This window comes from Oceanibaculum pacificum (assembly GCF_001618175.1).
Taxonomy (GTDB): domain Bacteria; phylum Pseudomonadota; class Alphaproteobacteria; order Oceanibaculales; family Oceanibaculaceae; genus Oceanibaculum; species Oceanibaculum pacificum.
Map to the genome: position 1 here is coordinate 1 of NZ_LPXN01000119.1, position 26,111 is coordinate 26,111.

General features: G+C 68.3%; 21 protein-coding genes and 1 other RNA gene. All 22 read left to right on the forward strand.

What is annotated here, in order from left to right; genetic code table 11:
* The first annotated feature begins 76 nt into the window (after nucleotides 1-76).
* The 22 genes from rnpB to AUP43_RS12195 all read left to right on the forward strand — a co-directional run bounded on the left by rnpB (nucleotide 77) and on the right by AUP43_RS12195 (nucleotide 26,050).
* An RNA gene (gene rnpB, locus AUP43_RS12090) (RNase P RNA component class A) lies at nucleotides 77-481 on the forward strand.
* 362 nt (nucleotides 482-843) lie between these two features.
* Nucleotides 844-1,320: a division/cell wall cluster transcriptional repressor MraZ gene (gene mraZ, locus AUP43_RS12095; protein ID WP_067557264.1), complete on the forward strand. Its 477-nt coding sequence runs from the start codon at nucleotides 844-846 to the stop codon at nucleotides 1,318-1,320.
* A complete protein-coding gene (rsmH, locus tag AUP43_RS12100; RefSeq protein WP_067557267.1) occupies nucleotides 1,317-2,297 on the forward strand; it encodes a 16S rRNA (cytosine(1402)-N(4))-methyltransferase RsmH in 981 nt (326 codons plus the stop codon). Before mraZ ends, rsmH begins: the two co-directional genes overlap by 4 nt.
* A complete protein-coding gene (gene ftsL / locus AUP43_RS12105; RefSeq protein ID WP_067557269.1) occupies nucleotides 2,297-2,689 on the forward strand; it encodes a cell division protein FtsL in 393 nt (130 codons plus the stop codon). The genes rsmH and ftsL overlap by 1 nt, the downstream gene beginning before the upstream one ends.
* A complete protein-coding gene (locus tag AUP43_RS12110; RefSeq protein ID WP_067557272.1) occupies nucleotides 2,686-4,452 on the forward strand; it encodes a peptidoglycan D,D-transpeptidase FtsI family protein in 1,767 nt (588 codons plus the stop codon). The genes ftsL and AUP43_RS12110 overlap by 4 nt, the downstream gene beginning before the upstream one ends.
* Nucleotides 4,439-5,896, forward strand: coding sequence for a UDP-N-acetylmuramoyl-L-alanyl-D-glutamate--2,6-diaminopimelate ligase (locus tag AUP43_RS12115; protein ID WP_084462771.1), 1,458 nt, complete (start codon nucleotides 4,439-4,441; stop codon nucleotides 5,894-5,896). The genes AUP43_RS12110 and AUP43_RS12115 overlap by 14 nt, the downstream gene beginning before the upstream one ends.
* Nucleotides 5,893-7,308: a UDP-N-acetylmuramoyl-tripeptide--D-alanyl-D-alanine ligase gene (locus tag AUP43_RS12120; RefSeq protein WP_067557275.1), complete on the forward strand. Its 1,416-nt coding sequence runs from the start codon at nucleotides 5,893-5,895 to the stop codon at nucleotides 7,306-7,308. Before AUP43_RS12115 ends, AUP43_RS12120 begins: the two co-directional genes overlap by 4 nt.
* Before the next feature lie 14 nt (nucleotides 7,309-7,322).
* A complete protein-coding gene (mraY, locus tag AUP43_RS12125; RefSeq protein ID WP_456093695.1) occupies nucleotides 7,323-8,408 on the forward strand; it encodes a phospho-N-acetylmuramoyl-pentapeptide-transferase in 1,086 nt (361 codons plus the stop codon).
* Nucleotides 8,409-8,416: 8 nt separating this feature from the next.
* Nucleotides 8,417-9,796, forward strand: a complete 1,380-nt coding sequence (gene murD / locus AUP43_RS12130) for a UDP-N-acetylmuramoyl-L-alanine--D-glutamate ligase (RefSeq protein ID WP_067557281.1) — start codon at nucleotides 8,417-8,419, stop codon at nucleotides 9,794-9,796.
* Nucleotides 9,793-10,917, forward strand: coding sequence for a putative lipid II flippase FtsW (gene ftsW / locus AUP43_RS12135; protein WP_067557284.1), 1,125 nt, complete (start codon nucleotides 9,793-9,795; stop codon nucleotides 10,915-10,917). Before murD ends, ftsW begins: the two co-directional genes overlap by 4 nt.
* Nucleotides 10,914-12,059 (forward strand): undecaprenyldiphospho-muramoylpentapeptide beta-N-acetylglucosaminyltransferase, encoded by a 1,146-nt coding sequence (gene murG, locus AUP43_RS12140; RefSeq protein ID WP_067557286.1) that lies wholly within the window; start codon nucleotides 10,914-10,916, stop codon nucleotides 12,057-12,059. Before ftsW ends, murG begins: the two co-directional genes overlap by 4 nt.
* A complete protein-coding gene (gene murC / locus AUP43_RS12145) occupies nucleotides 12,056-13,495 on the forward strand; it encodes a UDP-N-acetylmuramate--L-alanine ligase (protein ID WP_067557289.1) in 1,440 nt (479 codons plus the stop codon). The genes murG and murC overlap by 4 nt, the downstream gene beginning before the upstream one ends.
* On the forward strand, nucleotides 13,492-14,460 hold the full coding sequence (gene murB / locus AUP43_RS12150; protein WP_067557292.1) for a UDP-N-acetylmuramate dehydrogenase: 969 nt from the start codon (nucleotides 13,492-13,494) through the stop codon (nucleotides 14,458-14,460). The genes murC and murB overlap by 4 nt, the downstream gene beginning before the upstream one ends.
* Nucleotides 14,457-15,383, forward strand: a complete 927-nt coding sequence (locus AUP43_RS12155) for a D-alanine--D-alanine ligase (protein ID WP_067557293.1) — start codon at nucleotides 14,457-14,459, stop codon at nucleotides 15,381-15,383. Before murB ends, AUP43_RS12155 begins: the two co-directional genes overlap by 4 nt.
* Nucleotides 15,371-16,276 carry a cell division protein FtsQ/DivIB gene (locus AUP43_RS12160; protein ID WP_067557294.1) on the forward strand — a complete coding sequence of 302 codons (906 nt, stop codon included), beginning with the start codon at nucleotides 15,371-15,373 and terminating at the stop codon, nucleotides 16,274-16,276. Before AUP43_RS12155 ends, AUP43_RS12160 begins: the two co-directional genes overlap by 13 nt.
* A 22-nt stretch (nucleotides 16,277-16,298) precedes the next feature.
* Entirely contained in the window at nucleotides 16,299-17,540 is a 1,242-nt protein-coding gene (gene ftsA, locus AUP43_RS12165) for a cell division protein FtsA (RefSeq protein ID WP_067557295.1), read from the forward strand.
* Between the two features lie 68 nt (nucleotides 17,541-17,608).
* Nucleotides 17,609-19,321, forward strand: a complete 1,713-nt coding sequence (gene ftsZ, locus AUP43_RS12170; RefSeq protein ID WP_067557298.1) for a cell division protein FtsZ — start codon at nucleotides 17,609-17,611, stop codon at nucleotides 19,319-19,321.
* Between the two features lie 407 nt (nucleotides 19,322-19,728).
* Nucleotides 19,729-20,715, forward strand: a complete 987-nt coding sequence (gene lpxC / locus AUP43_RS12175; protein WP_084462773.1) for a UDP-3-O-acyl-N-acetylglucosamine deacetylase — start codon at nucleotides 19,729-19,731, stop codon at nucleotides 20,713-20,715.
* Between the two features lie 159 nt (nucleotides 20,716-20,874).
* On the forward strand, nucleotides 20,875-21,690 hold the full coding sequence (locus tag AUP43_RS12180; protein WP_067557301.1) for an outer membrane protein assembly factor BamD: 816 nt from the start codon (nucleotides 20,875-20,877) through the stop codon (nucleotides 21,688-21,690).
* Between the two features lie 9 nt (nucleotides 21,691-21,699).
* On the forward strand, nucleotides 21,700-23,364 hold the full coding sequence (recN, locus tag AUP43_RS12185) for a DNA repair protein RecN (RefSeq protein ID WP_067557304.1): 1,665 nt from the start codon (nucleotides 21,700-21,702) through the stop codon (nucleotides 23,362-23,364).
* 5 nt (nucleotides 23,365-23,369) lie between these two features.
* Nucleotides 23,370-25,472 (forward strand): NAD-dependent DNA ligase LigA, encoded by a 2,103-nt coding sequence (gene ligA, locus AUP43_RS12190; protein ID WP_067557319.1) that lies wholly within the window; start codon nucleotides 23,370-23,372, stop codon nucleotides 25,470-25,472.
* 95 nt (nucleotides 25,473-25,567) lie between these two features.
* Nucleotides 25,568-26,050 (forward strand): SRPBCC domain-containing protein, encoded by a 483-nt coding sequence (locus AUP43_RS12195; protein ID WP_067557307.1) that lies wholly within the window; start codon nucleotides 25,568-25,570, stop codon nucleotides 26,048-26,050.
* The last annotated feature ends 61 nt before the right edge of the window (nucleotides 26,051-26,111 follow it).

The following is a 26,111-nucleotide window of genomic DNA, read 5'->3' on the forward strand; positions in this document are numbered from 1 at the left end:
GCCGGGTGAGGGGAGACCGGCTCCCCCCTTCCGCGCTTGACCCCCCACGCCGAAGGGCCTACCTATCCGCGCGGGGTCAGACGGTCGGATGGCCGCCTTTCGAGCAATCGGGGGGAGGAAAGTCCGGGCTCCACGGAAACACGGTGCCGGGTAACGCCCGGCGGGGGCGACCCTAGGGAAAGTGCCACAGAGAGCAGACCGCCCGCCCCCGTCCTCGGACGGCGGCAGGCAAGGGTGAAAGGGTGCGGTAAGAGCGCACCGCGGTCCCAGCAATGGGAACGGCACGGTAAACCCCACCGGGAGCAAGACCGAATAGGGATGGCACGCAGGCGCGCAAGCGCCGGCAGGCGGGTTCCGCGCCGCTATCCGGGTTGGTCGCGCGAGGCGTCCGGTAACGGGCGTCCCAGATGAATGGCCATCTCCTGCCACCGCGCGCAAGCGCCGGCAGGGACAGAACCCGGCTTACAGACCGCCTGACCCCAAAATTTCCAGTTTCATCCGCCGCAACCTCCCATGCCGTCCTAGATCGAAGGCACCTCTGACAGTTGGTGAATTATGGAACATTAAGTGAACAAATATTCGCTTTCGAATACTTATCCACAGGAGGGGCGGGAGACGGCATTAACTTTCGAGAGCGCTGAAAGTTCCCAAGTTTCAGTGGAATAAAGCAAGAACAATCCCAAGCATTTACTGCTCATTCCCATTGACCACCATATTTTCCCATGATATCCCATCATATCCCATAAATGACCATGGGATGCCGCTCCGCCAGTCGCTCCGGGTCGCAACCGGACCTTCTGGCCCCTGTACCGGGTGGCGCAGCGATGGAAGGGGGAGCTTCCGGTGGCAGTTTTCATCGGCCAGCACGAGAACAAGATCGATCGGAAGGGCCGTGTGTCCGTTCCGTCGAAGTTCCGTGCCCAGCTCGCCGAGGAAACTTTCCAGGGCGTGGTGGTTTATCCCTCCCCCAAATTCACCGCCCTGGAAGGCTGCAGCTTCAAGCGCATCGAACAGGTCGCCGCCAGCCTGGACGACCTGGACATGCTCTCCGACAATGCCGATGATTTGGCCGCGACGATCCTCGCCGAAGCCCGCGAACTCCCCTTCGACAGCGAAGGCCGGATCATGCTGCCCAAGGAATTGCTGGACGAAGCCGGCATCGACAGCGCGGTGCTGTTCGTCGGCCAGGGCAAGACCTTCCAGATCTGGGCCCCAGAGGCTTATAAGCGGCGCAAGGAGGAGGCGCGCGAGCGCATCCGCAGCGGCGAGGTCACGCTGAAGCTGCGCCGCGACAACGGCGCTGGCGGAGACGGCGCATGACCGGCCCCCTCCACGGCCCCGCCCACAACCCCCTCCACATCCCCGTCCTACGCGACCAGGTGGTCGCAGCCCTGGCGCCGCGCAACGGCGCCATCTTCGTCGATGGCACCTTCGGTCTGGGCGGCTATGCCAGCGCCCTGCTGGAGGCCGCCGACTGCCGGGTTTACGGCATCGACCGCGACCCCGACGCTATCAGCCGGGGTGCAGCCCTCGTGGAACGCTATGCCGGTCGCCTGGCGCTGATCCAGGGCCGTTTCGGCGAAATGGACCGGCTGCTGGCCGATCGCGGCGTGGCGCAGGTCGATGGCGTGACGCTCGATCTGGGCGTGTCCTCGCCGCAGCTCGACGAGGCGGCGCGCGGCTTCTCCTTCCGCACCGACGGCCCGCTCGACATGCGCATGGAGCAGGATGGCCGCAGTGCCGCCGACATCGTGAACCAGGCCAGCGAATCGGAGCTGGCCGATATCATCTTCCATCTGGGCGAGGAGCGGATGGCCCGCCGGGTCGCCCGCGCCATCGTCGCCGCCCGCGCCGAAGCGCCGATCGTGCGCACCGGCCGCCTCGCCTCCATCGTGCGCAGCGTGGTGCCGAAATCAAAGGATGGCATCGACCCCGCCACCCGCACCTTCCAGGGCCTGCGCCTGGAGGTGAATGACGAGCTGGGCGAGCTGGATCGCGGCCTGGCCGCCGCCGAGGCTGTGCTGGCCCCGCAGGGCCGGCTGGCGGTCGTGACTTTCCATTCGCTGGAGGATCGCCGGGTGAAAGCGTTCCTGCGCAGCCGGTCGGGCGAGGCCGCGCGGCCGTCGCGCCATGCCCCGGTCCTGGCTGGCGCGGAACGCCGCCCCAGCTTCCAGCTGGTCGGCCGCAAGCCCGTCACCGCCGACGCGGCCGAGCTGCGCATCAATCCGCGCGCCCGCTCCGCCAAGCTGCGGATCGCCATCCGCACCGACGCCGACGCCTGGGGGGAGGCCGCCTGATGCGACAGACCTTCCTTCTCTGGGTGTTTCTCGTGGTCGGGGCCGGCGTGGCGCTGTTCCTGCTGAAATACGAGGTCCAGGAGCGCGAGGAGCGGCTGGCCCGGCTGAATGCGGAGATCATCCGCAACCAGGAGGCGATCCAGGTGCTGCGCGCGGAATGGAGCTATCTGAACCGCCCGGACCGGCTGGCCGAACTGGCGCGCCGTCATCTCAACCTGGTGCCGGTGACCGCGAAAACGCTGATGACCGGCGTGACCGCGCTGCCGAACCCGATTCCGGTGGTGACGCCCGACGGCCTGCCGCTGCGCCCGAATACGCGCACCAACCCCTATATCGTCGCCCCGATGGAAAAGCCACAGGCCATTCTTGCCAGCGGGGTAGCCGTGCAATGAGCCGCCTTAACCTGCGCACCGCCTTCAAGCGCGCGCCGAACCCCGAAGCGCCGCCGCCATCGCACCAGGTCTGCCTGGAAGGCGATGTGAAGCAGGCCATCGATGTCGGCCGCACCCGGCTGGTGATCGCCGCCGCCCTGTTCGCCATGGCGTTCGGCGCGGTCGGGCTGCGCCTGGCCGATGTGACGGTGATGAGCCGGGGCGGCGAGCCGCGCCTGGCGGACGCGCCGCGCGTCGCGGCGCCGATCCAGACCACCCGCGCGGAGATCCTGGATCGCAACGGCCTGCTGCTGGCGACCAGCCTCTACACCCCTTCGCTTTATGCCGACCCGCAGGCGGTGATCGACCCGGTGGCGGCGGCGCGCGCGCTGGCCACCGTGCTGCCCGGCATCAGCGAGCAGGAGATCGTCACCAAGCTGTCGGCCGAGCGCCGCTTCGTGTGGATCAAGCGCAACCTGACCCCTCGCCAGAAGTTCGAGATCAACCGCCTGGGCATTCCCGGCTTCTATTTCCAGCGCGAGGAACGCCGAGTCTATCCGCAGAGCGGCGCTGCCGCCCATGTCGTCGGCTATACCGATGTGGACGGGCGCGGCATCGCCGGCATCGAGCAATCCTTCGACGAGGTGCTGCGCAGCGGCGGCCAGCCGGTGCAACTGTCGCTCGATCTGCGCCTGCAGCATATCGTGCGCGAATCGCTGATCGAATCGATGACCGAGTTCCAGGCCATCGGTGCCGCCGGCGTGGTGCTGGACGCCAAGACGGCCGAAGTGCTGGCGATGGTCTCGCTGCCGGATTTCGACCCCAATCATGCCGGCTCCATCGACCCGGACGCGCAGTTCAACCGCGCCACGCTGGGCGTCTACGAGATGGGCTCCACCTTCAAGGTGTTCAATCACGCCATGGCGCTGGACAGCGGCAAGGTGCGCATCGGCGGCAGTTTCGATGCGACCCAGCCGATCCGCATCTCGCGCTTCACCATCAACGACTACCACCCGGAAAAGCGCTGGCTGTCGGTGGCGGAAATCTTCGAGCACTCATCGAACATCGGCTCGGCCCGAATGGCGATGGAAGTCGGCGTAAACGGCCAGCAGGACTTCATGAAGAAGATCGGCATGCTGGCCCGCCTGCCGATCGAGGTGCCCGAGGCCGGGCTGCCGCTGGCGCCCAGCCCATGGCGCGAGATCAACCTGATGACCATCTCGTTCGGCCACGGCCTGTCGGTCAGTCCGCTGCATCTGGTCAGCGGCGTTTCGGCGATGGTGAATGGCGGCGTGCTGCGCCCCGTCACCCTGCTGAAGCGCGAGGCCGGCGCGACGCCCGCCGGCACGCGGGTGATCGCCGAGCGCACCTCCGAGCAGATGCGCAAGCTGCTGCGCCTTGTGGTGGAAAAGGGCACCGGGCGCAACGCCTCGGCCGAGGGCTATCTGGTCGGCGGCAAGACCGGCACGGCGGAGAAGCTGTCCGGGCGCGGCTACAACCGCAAGGCCCGCATCTCCTCCTTCGTCGGCGCCTTCCCGATCAACGATCCGAAATACATCGTGCTGGCGATGATCGACGAGCCGGTCGGCAACAAGCGCACCTTCGGCTACGCCACCGGCGGCTGGGTCGCCGCCCCGGTGGTGAAGAACATCGTCCAGCGCATGGCCCCCATGTACGGAATTCTGCCCGTGGATGAGAGCGCGCCAGAAATCCGCCGCGATCTGGTGCTGGATATCGCCCCCCGCGACACGCAGAACGGGGGCAAGCGCCTTGCGTCTTATTGATCTCATAAACGGCGACCAGCCGGCCGATGCGGTCCTGGCCGACATCGACATCGAGGGCCTGACGGCGGATTCCCGCCAGGTCCGCCCCGGCTATCTGTTCGCCGCCCTGCCCGGCAGCCGGGCCGACGGCCGCAGCTTCATCGCCGACGCCATCGGCCGGGGCGCGCGCGCCGTGCTGGCCCCGGCCGGCATTGCGCTGGACAGCCCCGTGCCGGTCATCGCCGACAGCAACCCGCGCCGGCGGCTGGCCCGCATGGCGGCGCGCTTCTACGGGCAGCAGCCAGCGCATGTCGCCGCCGTCACCGGCACCAACGGCAAGACGTCGGTTGTCGATTTCACCCGCCAAATCTGGAGCCATCTCGGCCTGAAGGCCGCCAGCGTCGGTACGCTGGGCGTCATTGCCCCTGACCTGCCGAGTACAAAGGGGCTTACGACTCCGGATCCGGTCGAGTTGCACCGCGTTCTAGCCTCGCTCGCCGGGTCCGGAGTCGGCTTTTTATCCATGGAGGCCTCCAGCCACGGCCTCGACCAGTACCGGCTGGACGGGGTGCGCGTCACTGCCGCCGCCTTCACCAACCTGGCGCGCGACCATCTCGACTACCACCCGGACATGGACGCCTATTTCCAGGCGAAGACGCGGCTGTTCGATCGGGTGATGCTGCCCGGCGGCACCGCCGTTTTGAATGCCGACATCCCGCAATTCGCCGCCCTGTCGCGGGTCTGCGCCCGGCGCGACCACAAGATCGTCAGCTATGGCCGCGCCGCCGGGGCCGATCTGCGCCTGGTCGACCGGCTGCCGCGCTCCGACGGGCAGCGGCTGGGGCTGATCCTGAACGGCAAGGCACGCGAGATCGAGCTGCCGCTGGCCGGCGGCTTCCAGGCGATGAACGCGCTGGCCGCACTGGGCCTGGTGCTGGCCTCCGGCATCGCGCTGAACGACGCCCTGCCGGCCCTCGAATCCCTGACCGGCGTGGCCGGCCGGCTGGAGCGGATTGCCAGCCTGCCCGGCGGATCGGCGATCTATGTCGATTACGCGCACAAGCCGGGCGCGCTGGAGACGGTGCTGACCGAGATCCGCCCCTTCGTCGAACGCCGGCTGTGGGTCGTTTTCGGCTGCGGCGGCGACCGCGACCGGGGCAAACGGCCGATGATGGGCGAGATTGCCGCCCGCCTGGCCGAGATGGTGATCGTCACCGACGATAATCCGCGCAGCGAGGACCCGGCCGCGATCCGCGCCGAGGTGATGCAGGGCTGCCCGGAGGCCACCGAGATCGGCGACCGCGAGGAAGCCATCCGTGCCGCCATCGCCGGGCTGGAGCCGGGCGACGTGCTGGTGATCGCCGGCAAGGGCCATGAGCAGGGCCAGGAGATAAAGGGCGAAACCCGCCCGTTCGACGATGCCGCCGTGGCCCGCGCCGCCGCCAGGGAACGGGGGGCCGCATGAGCGCGACCCTCTGGAACGCGGCCGACGCCGTCGCCGCCACCGGCGGCGCCACCAGCCGCGACTGGCAGGCGACCGGCGTGTCGATCGACAGCCGGACGATCGCGGCGGGCGATCTGTTCGTCGCCGTGAAGGGCGATAATTTCGATGGCCATGACTACGCACGGGACGCCCTGGGCAGGGGAGCGGCCGCGGTGTTGGTCGAGCGCGACCTGGAGGGGTTGCCGGCGGGGGCGCCGGTACTGAAGGTCGGCTCGATCCTGGAAGCGCTGAATTCGCTTGGCCGCTTCCAACGCGGCCGCGTTTCTGCCAAGGCGATTGCCGTAACCGGCAGCGTCGGCAAGACCGGCTCGAAGGAGATGCTGCGCGTGGCCTTGTCGGCGCTGGGCCGCACCCATGCCAGCGTCGCCAGCTTCAACAACCATATCGGCGCGCCGCTGACCCTGGCGCGGATGCCGCTGGATACCCAGTATCTGGTCTCCGAGCTGGGCATGAACCATCCGGGCGAGCTGGGGCCGCTGTCCGCGATGGTGAAGCCGGACGTGGCGCTGGTGACCACTGTCGAGGCGGTGCATGCCGGGCATTTCAACTCGGAAGAAGCCATCGCCGACGCCAAGGCGGAAATCTTCCAGGGCGTGCCGGAGGATGGCGTCGCGGTGCTGAACCGAGACAATCGCCACTTCCCCCGGCTGCGCGATGCGGCCCGCAAGGCGGGCATCCGCCGGATCGTCGGGTTCGGCAGCGATCATTACGCCGATGCGTTTCTGGTGCATGCCGAAATCTCGCCCACCGGCAGCCGGGTGCAGGCGGTGATCGACCGCCGCCGCCTGGATTACCGCCTGTCCGCGCCGGGCAAGCATTGGGTGATGAACAGCCTGGGCGTGCTGGCCGGCATCGCGGCGCTGGGCGGCGACGTGGCGCAGGCGGCCGAGGCGCTGGTGCGCGTCGAAGTGCCGAAGGGCCGCGGCCAGCACATCGATATCCTGCTGCCGAAAGGCGGCGCGCTGCGGCTGATCGACGAGAGCTACAACGCCAGCGCGCCGGCCATCCGCGCCGCGCTGGAGGTGCTGCGCATGACCCGCACCGGCGCGGGCGGACGCCGCATCGTCATCCTGGGCGACATGCTGGAGCTGGGCGATTCCGCCCCGGCGACGCATGAGGGGCTGGCGCCGGCGATCCTCGATGCCGGGGCCGAGCTGGTGCTGACCGTCGGTCCGAACATGGCCCGGCTGGGCGCCGCCCTGCCGAAGAGCCTGCATGCCGGCCACGCCGACACCGCCGAAGCGCTGGCGCCGCTGGCCGCCGCCCTGGTGCGCAGCGGCGACGTGGTGCTGGTGAAGGGTAGCCTGGGCATGAAGATGGCCCGGATCGTCGAGGCGCTAACCGCGCTGCAACCCAGCCAAGCGACGGCTTGAGGAGAAATCGGATGCTGCCTCTCCTCCTCACCCCGTTCGCCGAGGACTTCGCGGTCTTCAACCTGTTCCGCTATCTCACCTTCCGCAGCGGCGGGGCGGTCATCACCGCGCTGATCATCGCCTTCCTGATGGGCACGCCGATCATCGCCTGGCTGAAATCCAAGCAGCGCGGCGGCCAGCCGATCCGTGAGGACGGCCCGGAAAGCCACCTGCTGACCAAGAAGGGCACGCCCACCATGGGCGGCTCGCTGATCCTGCTGGCGCTCACCGTGTCCACCATCCTGTGGGCCGACCTGCGCAACATGTATGTCTGGACCGTGCTGCTGGTGACCTGCGGGTTCGGGCTGATCGGCTTTTTCGACGATTATCTGAAGCTGACCAAGCGCAACGCCAAGGGCCTGCCGAGCCGCCTGAAGCTGGCCGGCCAGATCGCCGTCGGCCTGCTCGCCTCGATCATGTTCGTGTGGATCAGCGCCGAGCCGATGTCGACCAGCCTCGCCATTCCGTTCCTGAAGAGCGTGATGGTGGATTTCGGCTGGTTCTTCGTGGCCTTCACCACCTTCGTCATGGTCGGCTCCTCCAACGCCGTCAATTTGACCGACGGGCTGGACGGTCTGGCCATCGTGCCGGTGATGATCGCCGCCTCCTGCTTCGCGCTGATCGCCTATCTGGTCGGCAATACGGTGTTCGCCAATTACCTGCAGATCACCCATGTGCCCGGCACCGGCGAGCTGGCGGTGCTGTGCGCCGCCCTGGTCGGCGCGGGCCTGGGCTTCCTGTGGTTCAACGCGCCGCCGGCCATGGTGTTCATGGGCGATACCGGCTCGCTGGCGCTGGGCGGCGGGCTGGGCGCAATCTCGGTCGCCACCAAGCATGAGCTGGTGCTGGCCATCATCGGCGGGCTGTTCGTTCTGGAAACCGTATCGGTCATCGTGCAGGTGCTGTCCTTCAAGCTGACCGGCAAGCGCGTGTTCCGCATGGCCCCGCTGCACCATCACTTCGAAAAGAAGGGCTGGGCCGAATCGACCGTGGTGATCCGCTTCTGGATCATCGCCGTGGTGCTGGCGATTGCCGGCCTGTCCACCTTGAAGCTGCGGTGAGGGAGCGCATGATCGACCTCTCCTTCCTCGCCAACCGCCGTATCGCCGTGATGGGCCTCGCCCGCTCCGGGCTGGCCAGCGTGTCCGCGCTGGTCGCCGCCGGGGCCGAGGTGTTGGCCTGGGACGACAGTGCCGAACGCCGGGAAGCGGCGCTGGACGCCGGCGCCGCGATCACCGACCTGGCCACCGCCGACTGGTCGACCATCGAGCTGGCGGTGTGGAGCCCCGGCATCCCGCACAGCTTCCCCGCGCCGCACGCCGCCGCCAAGGCCGCCCAGACCGCCGGCGTGCCGCTGGTCTGCGATATCGAGCTGCTGGCCCTGGCCAACCCGAAGGCGCGCTTCGTCGGCATCACCGGCACCAACGGCAAATCGACGACGACAGCGCTGATCGCCCATATTCTGCGTCAGGCGGGCATGCGCGCCGAGGTTGGCGGCAATCTCGGCATGGCGGCGCTGACGCTGGCGCCGCTGGACGCCGACGGCATCTATGTGCTGGAGCTGTCGAGCTATCAGATCGAGCTGCTGGCCAAGGCGCGGTTCGACATCGCCCTGCTGCTGAACATCACGCCCGACCATCTGGACCGTCATGGCGGCTTCGACGGCTATGTCGCCGCGAAGCGCCGGCTGTTCGAGCGTCTGTCGCCGACGGGCGCCGCCTTCATCGGGCTGGACGACGAGGCCTCGCGGGGCATCGCCGCCGGTCTGGGCCGCCCGGTCACCGGCATTTCGGTCGACCGCCCGGTCGCCGCCGGCATCTATGTCGAGAATGGCCGGCTGGTCGACGCCACCCAGGGCAGCGCGCGCACCATCCTGGAGCTTGCCGAGGCCCCGGCCCTGCCCGGCGCGCATAATTGGCAGAACGCCGCCTTCGCCTATGCCGCCTGCAAGGCGCTGGGCGTGCCGGCCGACGCCATCGCGGCCGGCATCCGCAGCTTCCCCGGCCTCGCCCATCGGCAGGAGCGGGTGGCGGTGATCGACGGCGTGGCCTTCGTGAACGATTCCAAGGCGACCAACGCCGAGGCGACCGCCCGCGCGCTGGCCTGCTACGAGCGCATCCACTGGATTGCCGGCGGCCGCGCCAAGGATGGCGGCATCGCCAGCCTGGAAGGCTTCTTCCCGCGCATCCGCAAGGCCTATCTGATCGGCGAATCGGCCGAGGCCTTCGCCGCGACGCTGGACGGCCGGGTCGCCCACCGCCAGTGCGGCACGCTTGACGTCGCCGTGGCCGCCGCCGCCGCCGATGCGCGCGGCACCGGGGGCGTCGTGCTGCTGTCGCCCGCCGCCGCCTCCTTCGACCAGTTCCAGAGCTTCGAGCATCGCGGCGACGCCTTCCGCGCGCTGGTTCGCGACCTTGCCGCCGCCACCGTGACGGGAGGTGCCGCATGAGCGCCCTGTCGCGCACCGATACCAGCGCCTTCGGCCGCTGGTGGTGGACCATCGACCGCTGGAGCCTGGCTGCCATCGGCCTGATCATCGGCTTCGGCGCGTTGATGACGCTGGCCGCCAGCCCGCCGGTGGCCGAGCGCATCGGCCTGGACCAGTTCTATTTCGTGCGCCGCCATTTCGCGCTGCTGCCGGTCGGCATCACGCTGCTGATCGGCGTGTCGCTGCTGGCCCCGCAGCAGGTGCGCCGGCTGGCCGTGCTGGGATTGCTGATCAGCATCGCCATGCTGGTCGCCGTGCTGTTCGTCGGCGGCGAGATCAAGGGTGCGCGGCGCTGGATCAATTTGGCCGGCTTCTCGCTGCAACCCTCGGAATTCGTAAAGCCCTTCTTTGCCGTGGTCGCCGCCTGGATGTTCGCGGAATGGCGCAAGGGGGAGGGCTTCCCCGGCCATCTGGTCGCCCTGGCGATGTACGGGCTGATCGCCGGCCTGCTGCTGTTGCAGCCCGATCTGGGCCAGGCTGTGGTGGTCAGCGCCATCTTCTTCGGCCAGTTTTTCCTGGCCGGCATGCCGATCATCTGGATCGTCGGCGCCATCGTGCTGGGCGTCACCGGGCTGATCGGGGCCTATTTCACGCTGGACCATGTCGCCAGCCGCATCGACCGCTTCCTGGATCCGGGCTCGGGCGACAGCTATCAGGTCGACCGCTCGCTGGAAGCCTTCATGAATGGCGGCCTGTTCGGGCGCGGTCCCGGCGAAGGCACGGTGAAGGCCTATATTCCCGACGCCCATGCCGATTTCATCTTCGCCGTCGCCGGGGAGGAGCTGGGGCTGCTGGCCTGCCTGCTGGTGGTGACGCTGTTCACGTTCGTGGTGTTGCGCGGCTTCGCGCGGGTGCTGGGCGAGCAGAGCCTGTATGTGATGCTCGCCGCCGCCGGGCTGCTGGCGCAGTTCGGCGTGCAGGCACTGATCAATATGGGCTCCACCCTGCATCTGATCCCGACCAAGGGCATGACCCTGCCCTTCGTCTCCTATGGCGGCTCGTCCCTGCTGGCGCTGTCCGTCGGCATGGGTATGGCGCTGGCGCTGACGCGCCGCCGCGTCGGCCGGGGAGGGTCGCGATGAGCCGCCCGATCATCCTCGCCGCCGGCGGCACCGGCGGCCATCTGTTTCCGGCCCAGGCGCTGGCCGCCGCCCTGCTGGCGCGCGGCAAGAGCGTGGCGCTGGTCACCGACCGGCGCGGCAAGGCGTTCGAGATGGAGGCCGCCAGCGATTTCGCGGTGCACCGCATCCGCGCCGAGGGCATCAACCGGCCCGGCCTGGCGGCAAAGCTGGGCGGGGCGGTGGCGCTGGGCCTCGGCACCATCGACGCGCTGGGGCTGCTGCGCCGGCTGAAGCCGGGAATCGTGGTCGGCTTCGGCGGCTACCCCTCGGTGCCGACCGTCACCGCCGCCCAGCTTCTGGGCATTCCCACGCTGCTGCACGAACAGAACGCCGTGCTGGGCCGCGCCAACCGGCTGCTGGCCCCGCGCGCGCGCATCATCGCCACCTCCTACGCCGAAACGCTGATGGTGCGCCCCGCCGACCGCGCCAAGCTGTCCTTCACCGGCAATCCGGTGCGCCCCGACATCGTCGCCGTGCGCGCAACGCCCTACCCGCCGGCGGAGATCGACGGCCGGCTGACCGTGCTGGTCACCGGCGGCAGCCAGGGGGCGACGATCTTCTCCGACGTGCTGCCGGCAGCCATCGCGCAACTGCCGGAGACGCTGCGCGCCCGCTTGCGTATCGAGCAGCAGGCCCGCCAGGAAGATGTCGATCGTGTGCAGGCCGCCTATGCCGAAATCGGCATGGTGGCCGAGGTGGCGCGGTTCTTCGCCGACATGCCGGCCCGGCTGACCCGCGCGCATCTGGTGATCGCCCGTTCCGGCGCATCCACGGTGGCGGAGCTGACCGCCGCCGGCCGACCGGCCGTGCTGGTGCCCTACCTCCACGCCATGGACGACCACCAGACCGCCAATGCCCGCGCCATCGAGGAGGCGGGCGGCGCCTGGGTCATGCCGCAGACCGCCTTCGCGCCCAAGGCCGTGGCCGACCGGCTGGAGATGCTGCTGGCGATGCCGCAGGCGCTGACCATGGCGGCCGAGAAGATGCGCGCCGCCGGCACCCCCGACGCGGTGGAAAAGCTGGCCGATCTGGTGCTGGCGCACGCGCCGGCCAATGGCGCTTCCCACCCCACCCTTCCGCATCCCCAGGAGAAGGCGGCATGAGGGCGCTTCCGCTCGACATCGGCACCATCCATTTCGTCGGCATCGGCGGCATCGGCATGAGCGGCATTGCCGAGGTGCTGCTGAATCTGGGCTATCAGGTGCAGGGCAGCGACATCGCCGACAGCGCCAATGTGAAACGCCTGCGCGAGCGCGGCATCACCATCCATATCGGCCACCGGGCGGAGAATATCGGCCAGGCCGCCGTGGTAGTGATCTCCTCCGCCGTGAAGGCCGACAATCCCGAGGTTGTCGCCGCCCGCGCGCATTTCGTGCCTGTGGTGCGCCGCGCCGAGATGCTGGGCGAGCTGATGCGCCTGAAATGGTCCATCGCGATTGCCGGCACGCACGGCAAGACGACGACGACCTCGTTGGTCGCCTCGCTGCTCGACACGGCGGCGCTGGACCCGACCGTGATCAATGGCGGCATCATCAATGCCTGGGCCAGCAATGCGCGCCTGGGCTCCGGCGACTGGATGGTGGTCGAGGCGGACGAGAGCGACGGCACCTTCACCAAGCTGCCGGCGACCATCGGCCTGGTCACCAACATCGACCCCGAGCATCTGGACCATTACGGCAGCTTCGAGAAGGTGCAGGAAGGCTTCCGCCAGTTCGTCGAGAACATCCCCTTCTACGGCTTCGCGGCGATGTGCCTGGACCATCCGGTGGTGCAGGCGCTGGTCGGGCAGATCGCCGACCGCCGCATCGTCACCTACGGCATGAGCCCGCAGGCCGAGGTGCGCGGCATCGATATCGACATCAACCCGAACGGCGCCGTGTTCTCCGTCGTCTTCGGCGCGCGCTCGCGCAACGAGGGCGCGGTGTTCCGTGATCTGCGCCTGCCCATGTATGGGCGGCACAATGTGCAGAACGCGCTGGGCGCCATCGCCATTGGCGCCGAAATGGGGCTGGACGAGGCGACCATCCGCAAGGGCCTGGCGACCTTCGCCGGGGTGAAGCGGCGCTTCACCCGCACCGGCGAATCGAACGGCGTCGCGGTGATCGACGATTACGGCCATCACCCGGTGGAAATCGCCGCCGTGCTATCGGCCGCGCGCAACGCCTGCCCGAATGGCCAAGTCATCGCCGTGGTGCAGCCGCATCGCTATTCGCGCCTAGCCAGCCTGTTCGAGGAATTCTGCACCTGCTTCAACGACGCCGACGCCGTGCTGGTGGCCGATGTCTACGCCGCCGGCGAGCAGCCCATCGAGGGCGTCGGCAAGGACCGGCTGGTGGCTGGGCTGCAGGCCCATGGCCATCGCAATGTCAGCCCGCTTTCCGGGCCGGAATCGCTGGCCAAGCGCATCGCCGCCATGGCCAGGCCGGGCGACATGGTGGTCTGCCTGGGTGCGGGTTCCATCACCAACTGGGCCAACGCCCTGCCGCAGGAGCTGGACGCCGTCTACAGCATCGATGCCGGCCGGAGGGCGCGCTCATGACAGCGGTGCGCAAAGCCATGACAAGCCTGATCGACCGACTGCCGACCGTCCGGGGCCGCTATACCGAGCAGGCCGACCTGGCAAAGACCACCTGGTTCCGCGCCGGCGGACCGGCCGAACTGCTGTTCCGCCCGGCCGATGCCGACGATCTGGCGGAGTTCATGGCCGGCAAGCCGAGCGACGTGCCGGTGACGGTGATCGGCGTCGGCTCCAACCTGCTGATCCGCGACGGCGGCGTGCCGGGTGTCGTGATCCGGCTGGGCCGGGGCTTCACCGACGTCACCGCGGAGGGCACGCAGCTCCGCGCCGGGGCCGGCGCGCTGGATCTGAACGTGGCCTTGACCGCCCAGCAGGCCGGGCTGGCGGGGCTGGAATTTCTGTCCGGCATTCCCGGCACCATCGGCGGCGCGCTGCGCATGAATGCCGGGGCCTATGGCGGCGAGCTGAAGGATGTGTTGATCGAGGCCGAGGCGGTGGATCCGTTCGGCCGCAAGCACCGGCTGGGGCTGGCGGATATGGGCTTTTCCTACCGTCATGCCGGCGTGCCGGAGGGATGGATATTCACCGGCGCGCTGTTGCAGGCGGAAAAGGGCGAGGCGTCGGACATCGCCGCCCGTATGGCCGAGATTCGCGCCAGCCGCGAGGAGACGCAGCCGGTCCGCGCGCGCACCGGCGGCTCCACCTTCAAGAATCCGGAGGGCCACCCGGGGGCGCTTCGGGCCTGGCAGCTCATCGACGCCGCCGGCTGTCGCGGCCTGAGGCTCGGCGCTGCCCAGGTGTCGGAGAAGCATTGCAACTTCCTGATCAACACCGGCGAAGCAACCGCCACCGATATCGAGGCGCTGGGCGAGGAAGTGCGCCGCCGGGTGTTCGAGCATGCCGGCGTCACGCTGCAGTGGGAAATCCGCCGCATCGGCGTGCCGGCCAAGACCGGCCCGGCCATCATCCAGGGAGATCGCGCATGAAAAACCGCGCCGATACCCATGTCGTCGTCCTGATGGGCGGCTGGTCGGCCGAGCGCGAGGTCTCGCTGACCAGCGGCAAGGCCTGCGTTACCGCCCTGCGCGAGGCCGGCTACCGCGTGAGCGAGCTGGATATGGACCGCGAGCTGCCGGCCAAGCTGGCCAAGCTGAAGCCGGATGTGGTGTTCAACGCGCTGCACGGGCCGATCGGCGAGGATGGCAGCGTGCAGGGGCTGCTGAACATCATGGGCATCCCCTACACCCATTCCGGCGTGATGGCGTCTTCCATCGCTATGAACAAGCCGGCGGCCAAGCAGCTTTTCTCCGGCGTCGGGCTGCGCTGCCCGGAAGGCAAGATCGTCGGCAAGAAGGAAGTGGTGCTGGAGCACCCGATGCAGCCGCCCTATGTGCTGAAGCCCATCGACGAGGGCTCCTCCATCGGCGTGCGCATCGTGCCGAAGGGCAGCAATGCGCCGCTGCTGAACGGCGATTGGCCGTTCGGCGACGAGGTGCTGGTGGAAACCTATATCCCCGGCCGCGAACTGACTGTCGGCGTGATGTCCGGCAAGGCCATGGCGGTGACCGAGCTGGTCACCGACGAGGGCTTCTACGATTACCAGAACAAATACACCGCCGACAGCCGCACCCGCCATATCGTGCCGGCCGACCTGCCGAAGCCGGTCTATGAGCAGGCGATGCGCATGGCGGAGACCGCGCATGCCGTGCTGGGCTGCCGCGGCGTCACCCGCTCCGACTTCCGCTACGACGACACGGAAAACGAGATCGGCGCGCTGTATTTGCTGGAGATCAACACCCAGCCGGGCATGACGCCGATGTCGCTGGTGCCCGAGCAGGCCGCGCATCTCGGCATTTCCTTCGCCGATCTGGTCGCCCGCATGGTGGAGGAGGCGCAATGCGACTTCTAAGCCCCGCCAACGCCTCCAATTCCGGTCGCCGGGCCCCGGCCCGCAGCGGCCGCAAGGCGACTCCGCGCCGGCGCACCGCGATGCAGCCGCCGCGTTGGCTGAAGCCGGCGCTGAAAGGCGCGGCCGTGCTGGCCCTGGTCGGTGGGCTGGGCGGCGGCATGATCCATCTGTACGAAACCGGGCTGGTCGAGGACGGGCTGCTGGCCGCGAAGGAGCGGATGCTGGACGCCACCGCCGTCGCCGGGCTGCGCGTCACCGACGTGCTGGTCGAGGGCCGGGTGCGCAGCGATTCGGAAATGCTGCTGGCCGCCCTGAAGGTCGAGCGCGGCATGCCGATGCTGGCCTTCGATCCGGTCGAGGCCAAGCAGCGGCTGGAGGCGATCAACTGGGTGCGCAGCGCCACCATCGAGCGCCGACTGCCGAACACCATCTTCGTAAGCATCGAGGAGCGCCGGCCGATGGCGCTGTGGCAGCGCGAGAACAAGCTGGTGCTGGTCGATTTCGACGGCGAGATCGTGCTGCATGACGAGGTCGCCCCGTTCGGCAAGCTGCCGGTGCTGGTCGGCGACACCGCCCCGGCCCAGGCCCCCGCCCTGCTGGCCATGCTGGAGCGCGAGCCAGCGCTGAAAGCCCGCGTGCGCGCCGCCAGCTGGGTCGGCGAGCGGCGCTGGACCCTGCATATGGACAATGGCATCGACGTCAACCTGCCGGAAGAGAACCCGGCCGACGCCTGGCTGCGCCTCGCCACCCTGGAGCGCGACCAGAAGGTGCTGGCCAAGGATGTCGTCGCCATCGATCTCCGCTTCGCCGACCGGCTGGTCGTGCGCGTCGCCCCCGATGCGCTGAAGCGCGCCACCCAGCCCGCCAAGGGCGCGCCGGGCAAGAATACGTGAGGACGCCACTTTGAAGAAAAGCATGTCCAAACCTAGGACTGGCACCATCGCCGCGCTGGATATCGGCACCACCAAGGTGGCCTGCTTCATCGCGCGGATCGATCATGGCGTGCCCAAGGTTGTCGGCATCGGCCACCAGGTCAGCCGGGGCCTGCGGTCGGGCGCCATCATCGACATGGAAGCCGCCGAGCAGGCCATCCTGAACGCCGTCCATGCGGCCGAGAAGATGGCCAACGAGACGGTGCGCGACGTGATCGTGAACGTCTCGGGCGGCTATCCGGCCTCGCACACCATCGGCGTCGAGGTCTCCATCGGCGGCCAGGAGGTCGGCGACGGCGATGTGCGCCGGGTGCTCAGCCAGGGCCGCACCCCGCAGGAGCCGGAGGACCGGCAGCTCATCCATTCCATCCCCATCGGCTTCTCCATCGATGGCAGCCGGGGCATCCGCGATCCGCGCGGCATGTATGGCCAGCGGCTGGGGGCCGACATCCATGTCGTCACCGCCCAGTCCGGCGTGCTGCGCAACCTGACCACGGTGGTGGAGCGCTGCCATCTGGACATCGAAGCGCTGGTGGTCTCTCCCTTCGCCTCGGGCCTGGCCTCGCTGGTCGAGGACGAGATGGAGCTGGGCGTCACCGTCATCGACATGGGCGGCGGCACCACCACGGTCGCGGTGTTCTTCGAGGGCCAGGTGGTGTTCACCGACATGGTGCCGATCGGCGGCGCGCATGTGACCAGCGACATCGCGCGCGGCCTGACCACGCCGCTGGTCGAGGCGGAGCGGATGAAGACGCTGTATGGCAGCGCCATCTCCTCCCCGCTGGACGACCGCGAGATCATCGACGTGCCGCTGGTCGGCGAGGACAGCCACACCAACCCGAACCATGTGCCGAAGAGCTTCCTGGTCTCGATCATCCAGCCGCGCCTGGAGGAGACGTTCGAGCATGTCCGCTCGCGCCTGGAAATCTCCGGCTTCGACAAGCTGGCCGGCCGGCGCGTGGTGCTGACCGGCGGCGCCAGCCAGCTTCCCGGCGTGCGCGACATGGCGCAGATGGTGCTCGACAAGCAGGTCCGCATGGGCCGGCCGATCCGGGTGCCTGGCCTGGCCGATTCCACCGGCGGGCCGGCCTTCGCCACCTGCGCCGGGCTGCTGACCTATGCCGTCAACGAACAGATCGACGCCGCGCTGCTGAAGCGCGGCGATACCGAGGCACCCGCCGGCTTCATGGGCCGGATCGGGTCGTGGCTGCGGGAGAATTTCTGATGCTGGGACATCGGGAATATCGCGCGGTCTTCATTGTCACTGCTTCTCATAGCTAGCGGAGGGCTATCATGACCATCAACATCACCCTGCCGAACGAGCCGGAGCTGAAGCCCCGGATCACCGTCATCGGCGTCGGCGGCGCCGGCGGCAATGCCGTGAACAACATGATCCGGTCGAACCTGACCGGCGTGGAATTTCTGGTCGCCAACACCGACGCGCAGTCCATCGCCCAGTCGGTCGCGGAGCGCCGCATCCAGCTCGGCACCATCGTCACCCAGGGGCTGGGCGCCGGGTCGCGCCCGGAAGTCGGCCGCGCCGCGGCGGAAGCCTCGATCGACGAGATCCTGGAGCATCTCGACGGCTCCAACATGTGCTTCATCACCGCCGGCATGGGCGGCGGCACCGGCACGGGTGCGGCCCCGGTCATCGCCCAGGCGGCGCGCGAGCGCAACATCCTGACGGTCGGCGTGGTGACCAAGCCCTTCCATTTCGAGGGCCATCATCGCATGCGCATCGCCGATGCCGGCATCGAAGAGTTGCAGCAGTATGTCGACACCCTCATCATCATCCCGAACCAGAACCTGTTCCGGGTGGCGAATGAGAAGACGACTTTCGCCGACGCCTTCAAGATGGCCGACGACGTGCTGCATGCCGGCGTGCGCGGCGTGACCGACCTGATGGTCATGCCGGGCCTCATCAACCTCGACTTTGCGGATATCCGCACGGTCATGAGCGAGATGGGCAAAGCGATGATGGGCACCGGCCAGGCTTCGGGCGACAAGCGCGCCATCGACGCCGCCGAGGCCGCCATCAACAACCCGCTGCTCGACGACACCTCGATGAAGGGCGCGCGCGGCCTGCTGATCAACGTGACCGGCGGCGCCGACATGACCCTGTTCGAGGTCGACGAGGCGGCCAACCGCATCCGCGACGAGGTCGATTCCGACGCCAACATCATCTTCGGCGCCACTTTCGACGAGGCGCTGGAAGGCCATATGCGCGTCTCCATCGTCGCTACCGGCATTGAGGCGGAATCGGCCACGCAGAACCGGCCGGCCCGCCCGCAGCTCAGCGTCGTCGCCTCGCGCACCCGCCCGTCCGTCGGGTCCGCCGCTCCGGCGGCGCCGGCCGCCGCCACGGCGACCGGTTTCGGCGCCATGCCGATGACCAGCACCATGATGTCGGGCAACCAGGCCGTCGCCTACGATCTGACGGTCGAGGAGGTGATCGAGACCGGCAGCGCCGAAGCCGCGGCCCAGCCGGAAGCCGAACCGGCGGTGACGGCGGAAGCCGCCCCCGCGCCGGAGCCCGCCAAGACCGCCGGCGCGCCCTTCATGGCCCCGCGTCCGGTGGTGCCGGCCGCCCAGCCGGCACGCCTGTCGAACCCGGCCCCGGCCGCGCGTCAGGAGCCGATGGCCGAGGCCCGCCCGGTCGAAGCCAAGCGCCCGGCCAGCCTGTTCAGCAAGATGACCGGGCTGATGCGCGGCAACGATCCGGAGCCGGCAACGCCGAGCATCGGCCGCGCCGCGCCGCTGCCGCCGGCCCCGGCCGCGCGTCCTGCCCCGCAGGCGACGACCCCACAGGCGGCCCCGCAGGCGACTGCCCCGCAGGCATCGCAGCAGGCCGTCCCGGTCGCGCAGCCGAAGCCGGCCGCCGCCCAGGCGGCCACCGTATCGCAGCCGCGCCTCGGCGGGCTGGATTCGGCGGACCGGCTGCGCGCCTCGCAGGCCGATGAGGACATGCTGGAAATTCCGGCGTTCCTGCGTCGTCAGGCGAACTAACAGAGCCGACGGGTTCCCAGACCTGTAGCCGGCTGCCCGGGCGGATACTCCGCACCGTCCGGGCAGCCCGGCCTCTGGGCCGGCCTTCAGGCCAGGCAGCGACGATGCGTTGCATTTGCGGACAAATATTCGTTTATCGATAAGAGGGTTAACCCTCATCCCCTGCGGCATGCGGGCCGGAACCCCCGCCGCAGCGACGGAACCGCGAAGCCGGTCCGTTGAACCCTCGCAGGCGGATCTAAAGCGCCTCCGCCGATGCCAGCTAACTCATTGCAACCGCTTTATAAAGCGCTGTTACAATCGGTTACAAAAGGTGATTTGAGAGGCCCCTGTTCCAACTGATAAACATTCTTATCTGAAAGAGGGCTCAAAAGCCCTTTGTCGTGTGTAGAAAGGCGTTTTCCTAAATGCGTGTTGAAACGGGTATCATCGATACGATCCGCGGTCTGAACGGCACTGGTCCGGGATCGTCTTCGACCGTCTCCACGATCCGCCAGAAGACGCTGCGCAATCCGATTTCCTGCGCCGGCGTCGGCCTGCATTCCGGCGCCAAGGTGGTGCTGACCCTGCTGCCCGCCGCGCCGGACACCGGCATCCTGTTCCGCCGCACCGACGTCACCAGCGGCTCGCCTGACATTCCCGCGCACTACGAGAATGTCGTCGATACCCGGCTGTGCACCATGCTGGGCAACGAGGACGGCGTCACCATTTCGACCATCGAGCATCTGATGGCCGCCCTCGCCGGCTGCGAGATCGACAATGCGATCATCGAGGTCAGCGGCCCGGAAGTGCCGATCATGGACGGCAGCGCCCAGCCCTTCGTGTTCCTCATCGAATGCGCCGGCACCGAGGCGCAGCGCGCCCCGCGCCGCGCCATCCGGGTGCTGAAGCCCATCACGGTGCGCAAGGGCGACGCCGTGGCCACGCTGCTGCCCGGCAACGGCTTCTCGGTGAATTTCGAGATCGATTTCGACAGCAAGGCGATTGCCCGCCAGACCTATAACGGCCAGGCCGTGAATGGCGTCTTCAAGTCGGAGATCAGCCGCGCGCGCACCTTCGGCTTCGCCCATGAGGTGGAGGCGATGCGCAAGGCCGGCCTCGGCCGGGGCGGCTCGCTGGCCAATGCGGTGGTGGTCGATGGCGACAAGATCCTGAACGAGGAAGGCCTGCGCTATGACGACGAGTTCGTGCGCCACAAGGTGCTGGACGCGGTTGGCGATCTGTATCTCGCCGGCGCGCCGATCATCGGCCGCTTCCACGGCGTGCGCACCGGCCATATGTTCAACAATCAGGTACTGCACGCTCTGTTCGCCGATCCCACGGCCTGGGAGGAGGTGGAGATGACCGCCACCGACCGCTATGGCCATGCGCCGACGCTTGCCGCCACCGCCTGATACCGCACGTAATGCCCTGTCGCAGCGGCCTCCCTTCCGGGGAGGCCGTTCGCGTTGTGGACCGGAGCCGCGTGCCTGTATAATCTCCCCCGAACCATCGGGGTGGCGGCCTGTTCGCCGACTGCTCCGCCATTGCCCGCAACCGTTCGTTCGGATGTGATGATCTTGCCAAGCCGCGCCCTTCGCTATGCCGCCCTCGCCGCATTCGGCCTGCTTGCCGCCTGTTCCAGCGGGGATGAGGAAGTCCCCTATGTCGAGCGCCCGGCCGAGCAGATCTATAACGAGGCGATGGACGACATGCTGGCGCGCGATTTCTTCTACGCGACGTCGCAGTTCGAGGAGGTGGAGCGCCAGCACCCCTACTCCGTCTGGGCGACCAAGGCGCAGCTCATGGCCGCCTATTCCTACTATCAGCAGAACAAGTATGATGACGCCATCGGCGCGCTGAACCGCTTCATCGACCTGAACCCCGCCAATCAGGATATCGCCTACGCCTATTATCTGAAGGCGCTGTGCTATTACGAGCAGATCGTCGATGTGGGCCGCGACCAGCAGGTGACGCAGAACGCGCTGACCGCGCTGGACGATGTGGTGAAGCGCTTCCCGAACAGCAAATATTCCCGCGACGCGCAGCTCAAGATCGATCTGGCCCACGACCATCTGGCCGGCAAGGAGATGGAGATCGGGCGCTATTATCTGAAGCGCGGCTTCCACCTCGCCGCGATCAACCGGTTCCGCAAGGTCGTCGACGAGTACCAGACCACGACGCATGTGCCCGAGGCGCTGCATCGGCTGACCGAGGCCTATTACGCCCTGGGGCTGACAGCAGAGGCCGAGAAGACCGCCGCGGTGCTGGGCCATAATTTCCCCGGCAGCGACTGGTACCAGGACAGCTACGCCAATGTGGCCGGCGGCGACTATGCCGAAGGCGCTTTCCAGAAAAGCTGGTTCCGCCGCACCCTGGATATCTTCTAGCCGCCCCAGATGCTGACCGGCCTTGCCATCCGCGACGTGGTGCTGATCGACAGGCTGGATTTGAGCTTCCGGCCCGGCCTGTCCGTGCTGACCGGCGAAACCGGCGCTGGCAAGTCGATCCTGCTCGACGCGCTGGGCCTGGCGCTGGGCGCGCGCGGCGATAGCGGACTGGTGCGCCACGGCGCCGAGCAGGCCGCCGTCACCGCCAGCCTGGACCTGCCGGACCGCCATCCCGCGCTCGACCTGCTGGCCGAACAGGGGCTGGAGCCCGACCCTGTGCTGATCCTGCGCCGCACCCTGTCGGCCGACGGGCGCAGCCGCGCCTTCGCCAACGACCAGCCGATCAGCATCGGCCTGCTGCGCCGGCTGGGCGATCTGCTGGTCGAGGTGCATGGCCAGTTCGACGATCGCGGACTGCTCGACCCCGCCACCCATCGCGAGGCGCTGGACGCTTTCGGCGGCCTGAACGGCGATGTGGCCGCCGTGCGCGCGGCGCATCGGCGCTGGCGCGACGCTGAAGAGGCGCACCGCGCCGCCGCCGAGGCCAGCCGCCAGGCCCGCGCCGACGAGGCCTTCCTGCGCCATGCGGTGGAGGAGCTGGACGCGTTGGTCCCCGAGGCTGGCGAGGAAGAGCGGCTGGCCGAGCAGCGCAGCCTGATGATGAATGCCGAGCAGATCGCCGAGGCGTTGAACAACGCGCTGACCCTGCTGGGCGGCGACCGCGGCGTGGAATCCGGCCTGGCCGGGGCCTCGCGCCAGCTTGGCCGCGTCGCCGGCAAGACCGGCGAGTTGCTGGTCGCGGCGCTGGCCGCGCTCGACCGCGCCACGGCGGAAACTCAGGAAGCGGTGCATCTGCTGCAATCCGTCGCCGGCGAGATGGAGACCGACCCCGCCGCCCTGGCCAAGGCCGAGGAGCGGCTCTACGCCCTGCGCGATGTCGCCCGCAAGCATGGCGTCGAGGTAGGCGAGCTACCGGCCCTGCGCGAGACGCTGGCCGAAAGGCTGGCCGCCATCGACGATAGCGGCGACCGGCTGACCCGCCTGGCCACCGACGCCGCACAGGCACGCGATGCCTACCGCGCCGCCGCCGAAAAGCTCAGCGACGCCCGCGCCCGGACCGGCGCCAAGCTGGATAAGGCGGTATCGGCCGAACTGCCGCCGCTGAAGCTGGAAAAAGCCCGCTTCCTGACCCGCATCGAGCGCCGCGACGAGGCCGGCTGGACCGCCGAGGGCATGGACCGCATCGCCTTCGAGGTGGCCACCAACCCCGGCCTGCCGCCCGGCCCGATCAACAAGATCGCCTCCGGCGGCGAGCTGTCGCGCTTCATGCTGGCGCTGAAACTCGTGCTGAGCCGCATTTCCCCGGTGCCGACCCTGGTGTTCGACGAGGTCGATAGCGGCATCGGCGGGGCGACCGCCGATGCGGTGGGCGAAAGGCTGGCGCGGCTGGGCGGCGATTTGCAGGTGCTGGTCATCACCCACTCCCCCCAGGTTGCCGCGCGCGGCAGCCAGCATCTGCGCGTCGAGAAGCGCGCCGGGCGCGACCAGACCACCACCACCGTGGTGCCGCTCAACGACGGCGACCGCCGCGAGGAGATCGCCCGCATGCTGTCGGGTGCCGAGATCACCAACGAGGCGCGCGCCGCCGCCGACCGCCTGATGGCCAATAGATGACCGCGATCATTCCCGTCGAGAAACTGACCCTTGAGCAGGCCGCCGAGGAGCTGGAACGGCTGGCGGCCGAGATCGCGAAGCACAACGCGCTGTATTACCAGAAGGACGCGCCGGCGATTTCCGACGCGGAATACGACGCGTTGTTCCGCCGCAACCAGCAGATCGAGGCGAAATATCCCGAGCTGATCCGCGAGGACAGCCCGTCGAACCAGGTCGGAGCCGCGCCTGCCTCGGCCTTCGCCAAGGTCACCCACATCCGCCCCATGCTGTCGCTGGCCAACGCCTTCGACAAGGAGGATGTAAGCGATTTCGTCGGCCGCATCCGCCGGTTCCTGGGGCTGGCGGCCGACGCGCCGGTGGACTTCGTGGCGGAGCCGAAGATCGATGGCCTGTCGGCCTCGCTGCGCTACGAGAATGGCCGCTTCGTGCAGGGCGCCACGCGCGGCGACGGCGCGGTCGGCGAGGACATCACCGCCAATCTGCGCACCCTGCCCTCCATCCCCGACCGGCTGACGGGCGACGCCCCGGCGGTCATGGAGGTGCGCGGCGAGGTCTATATGCGCAAGGACGAGTTCCTGGCGATGAACGAGGCTGCGCAGAAAAGAATCGAGCAGGGCGAGAAAGGCGAGAAAATCTTCGCCAACCCGCGCAACGCGGCGGCCGGCTCGCTGCGCCAGCTCGACCCGTCGATCACCGCCAAGCGCAAGCTGCATTTTTTCGCTTATGGCTGGGGCGAGCTGAGCGACCCGGTCTCCGACACCCAGTCCGGTTTCCTGAGGCAGTTGAAGGAGTGGGGCTTCACCGCCAACCCGCTGTCGCGCCTGTGCCGATCCGCCGACGAGCTGCTGGCCTACCATGCGGAGATTGCCGAGCAGCGAGCCAGCCTGCCCTACGATATCGACGGCGTGGTCTATAAGGTCGACCGGCTGGATTTGCAGCAGCGCCTGGGCATGGTCAGCCGCGCGCCACGCTGGGCGATCGCCCATAAATTCCCCGCCGAACAGGCGCAGACCGTGCTGGAGCGCATCGAAATCCAGGTCGGCCGCACCGGCGCGCTGACCCCGGTGGCGATCCTGACGCCGGTGAATGTCGGCGGCGTCATGGTCAGCCGCGCCACGCTGCATAATGAGGATGAGCTGGCGCGCAAGGATGTGCGCGCGGGCGACACCGTCATCCTGCAACGCGCGGGCGACGTGATCCCGCAGATTCTGGGCGCCGTGCCAGAGAAGCGGCCGAAGGATTCCAAGCCCTTCGTCTATCCGACGACCTGCCCGGCCTGCGGCAGCGACGCGGTCCGCACCGAGGGCGAGGTGATCCGCCGCTGCGTCGGCGGCCTCACCTGTCCGGCCCAGGCGGTCGAGCGGCTGAAGCATTTCGTCAGCCGCGACGCCTTCGATATCGAGGGTCTGGGCGAGAAATCCATGCAGGCCTTCTTCGAGGACGGCACGGTGAAAAGCCCGGCCGACCTGTTCACGCTGAAACAGCGCGACGGCGAATCGCTCACCCCCTTGCGCAACCGCGATGGCTGGGGCGCGGTTTCCGCCCGCAAGCTGTTCGACGCCATCGAGCAGCGCCGGACAATCCCGCTGGACCGTTTCATCTATGCGCTGGGCATTCGCCAGGTCGGCCAGGCCACGGCGAAGCTGCTGGCCCGGCATTACGGCTCCTATGCGGCATTGAAAGCGGCGATGGCGGCGGCGCAGGACGCGGAGAGCGACGCCTATCGCGATCTGGTGAATATCGACCAGATCGGCCCGTCGGTGGCGAGCGACCTGATCGCTTTCTTCGGCGAGGACCATAATATCGCGACGCTGGAGGCGCTGACCGGCCAGGTAGAGGTCCAGGATTACGTCAGCCGCGTGGTCAGCGATTCGCCGGTCGCCGGCAAGACCGTTGTGTTCACCGGCACGCTGGTGCGCATGACCCGCGACGAGGCCAAGGCGCGGGCGGAGACTCTCGGGGCCAAGGTCGCCGGTTCGGTCTCGAAGAAGACCGATTATGTGGTGGTCGGCGCCGATGCCGGCTCGAAGGCGAAGAAGGCCGAGGAGCTGGGCGTCGAAATGCTCGACGAAGATGGCTGGCTCGCGCTGATCGGCGACGTTCGCTGATCGACGGATTCATCTTCTCCCAGTATAAAGAAACCAAGAAAACAATGCGCCGCAGCAAATGGCGCGCCAAGGCTTTGCGAAGGGGTTCAAGCGACATGCGCCAAGTTAAGACGTCCATCAATATCGGGTGCTCGCCGGGCGATATATGGCGGGTGCTGATGGACTTCCCGGCCTATGCCGACTGGAATCCCTATATCGAGCAGATCGTCGGCGTGCCGGCCCCCGGCCACAAGTTGCGCGTGACCTTCACGCTGCCGAACGGCAAGCGCAAGATCGTCCGCCCGCGCGTCTCCAAGCTGGATATCCGGCGCGAGCTGCGCTGGTACAGCAGTGGCTTCCTGCCGGGCATGCTGCGCAGCGAGTATGTCATCCGCATCGTCAGCCGGGGCGCGATGGGCTCCACCTTCTATCAGGACCAGATTTTCAGCGGCCTGATGCTGCCCCTGATGGCCGGCGGCCTGCTCGCCAACGCCCAGGGCGGGCTGGAGGCGATGAACGAAGCCCTCAAGCGGCGCTGCGAGGACGGCCCCGAGATGATCGAGGCCCCCTACCCGGAAGCGCTGGCCCAGCCGGCCTGAGGACAGAGCAAGCCGCCTTACCCTTCGAGACGCCGCTTTGCGGCTCCTCAGGGTGAGGTCA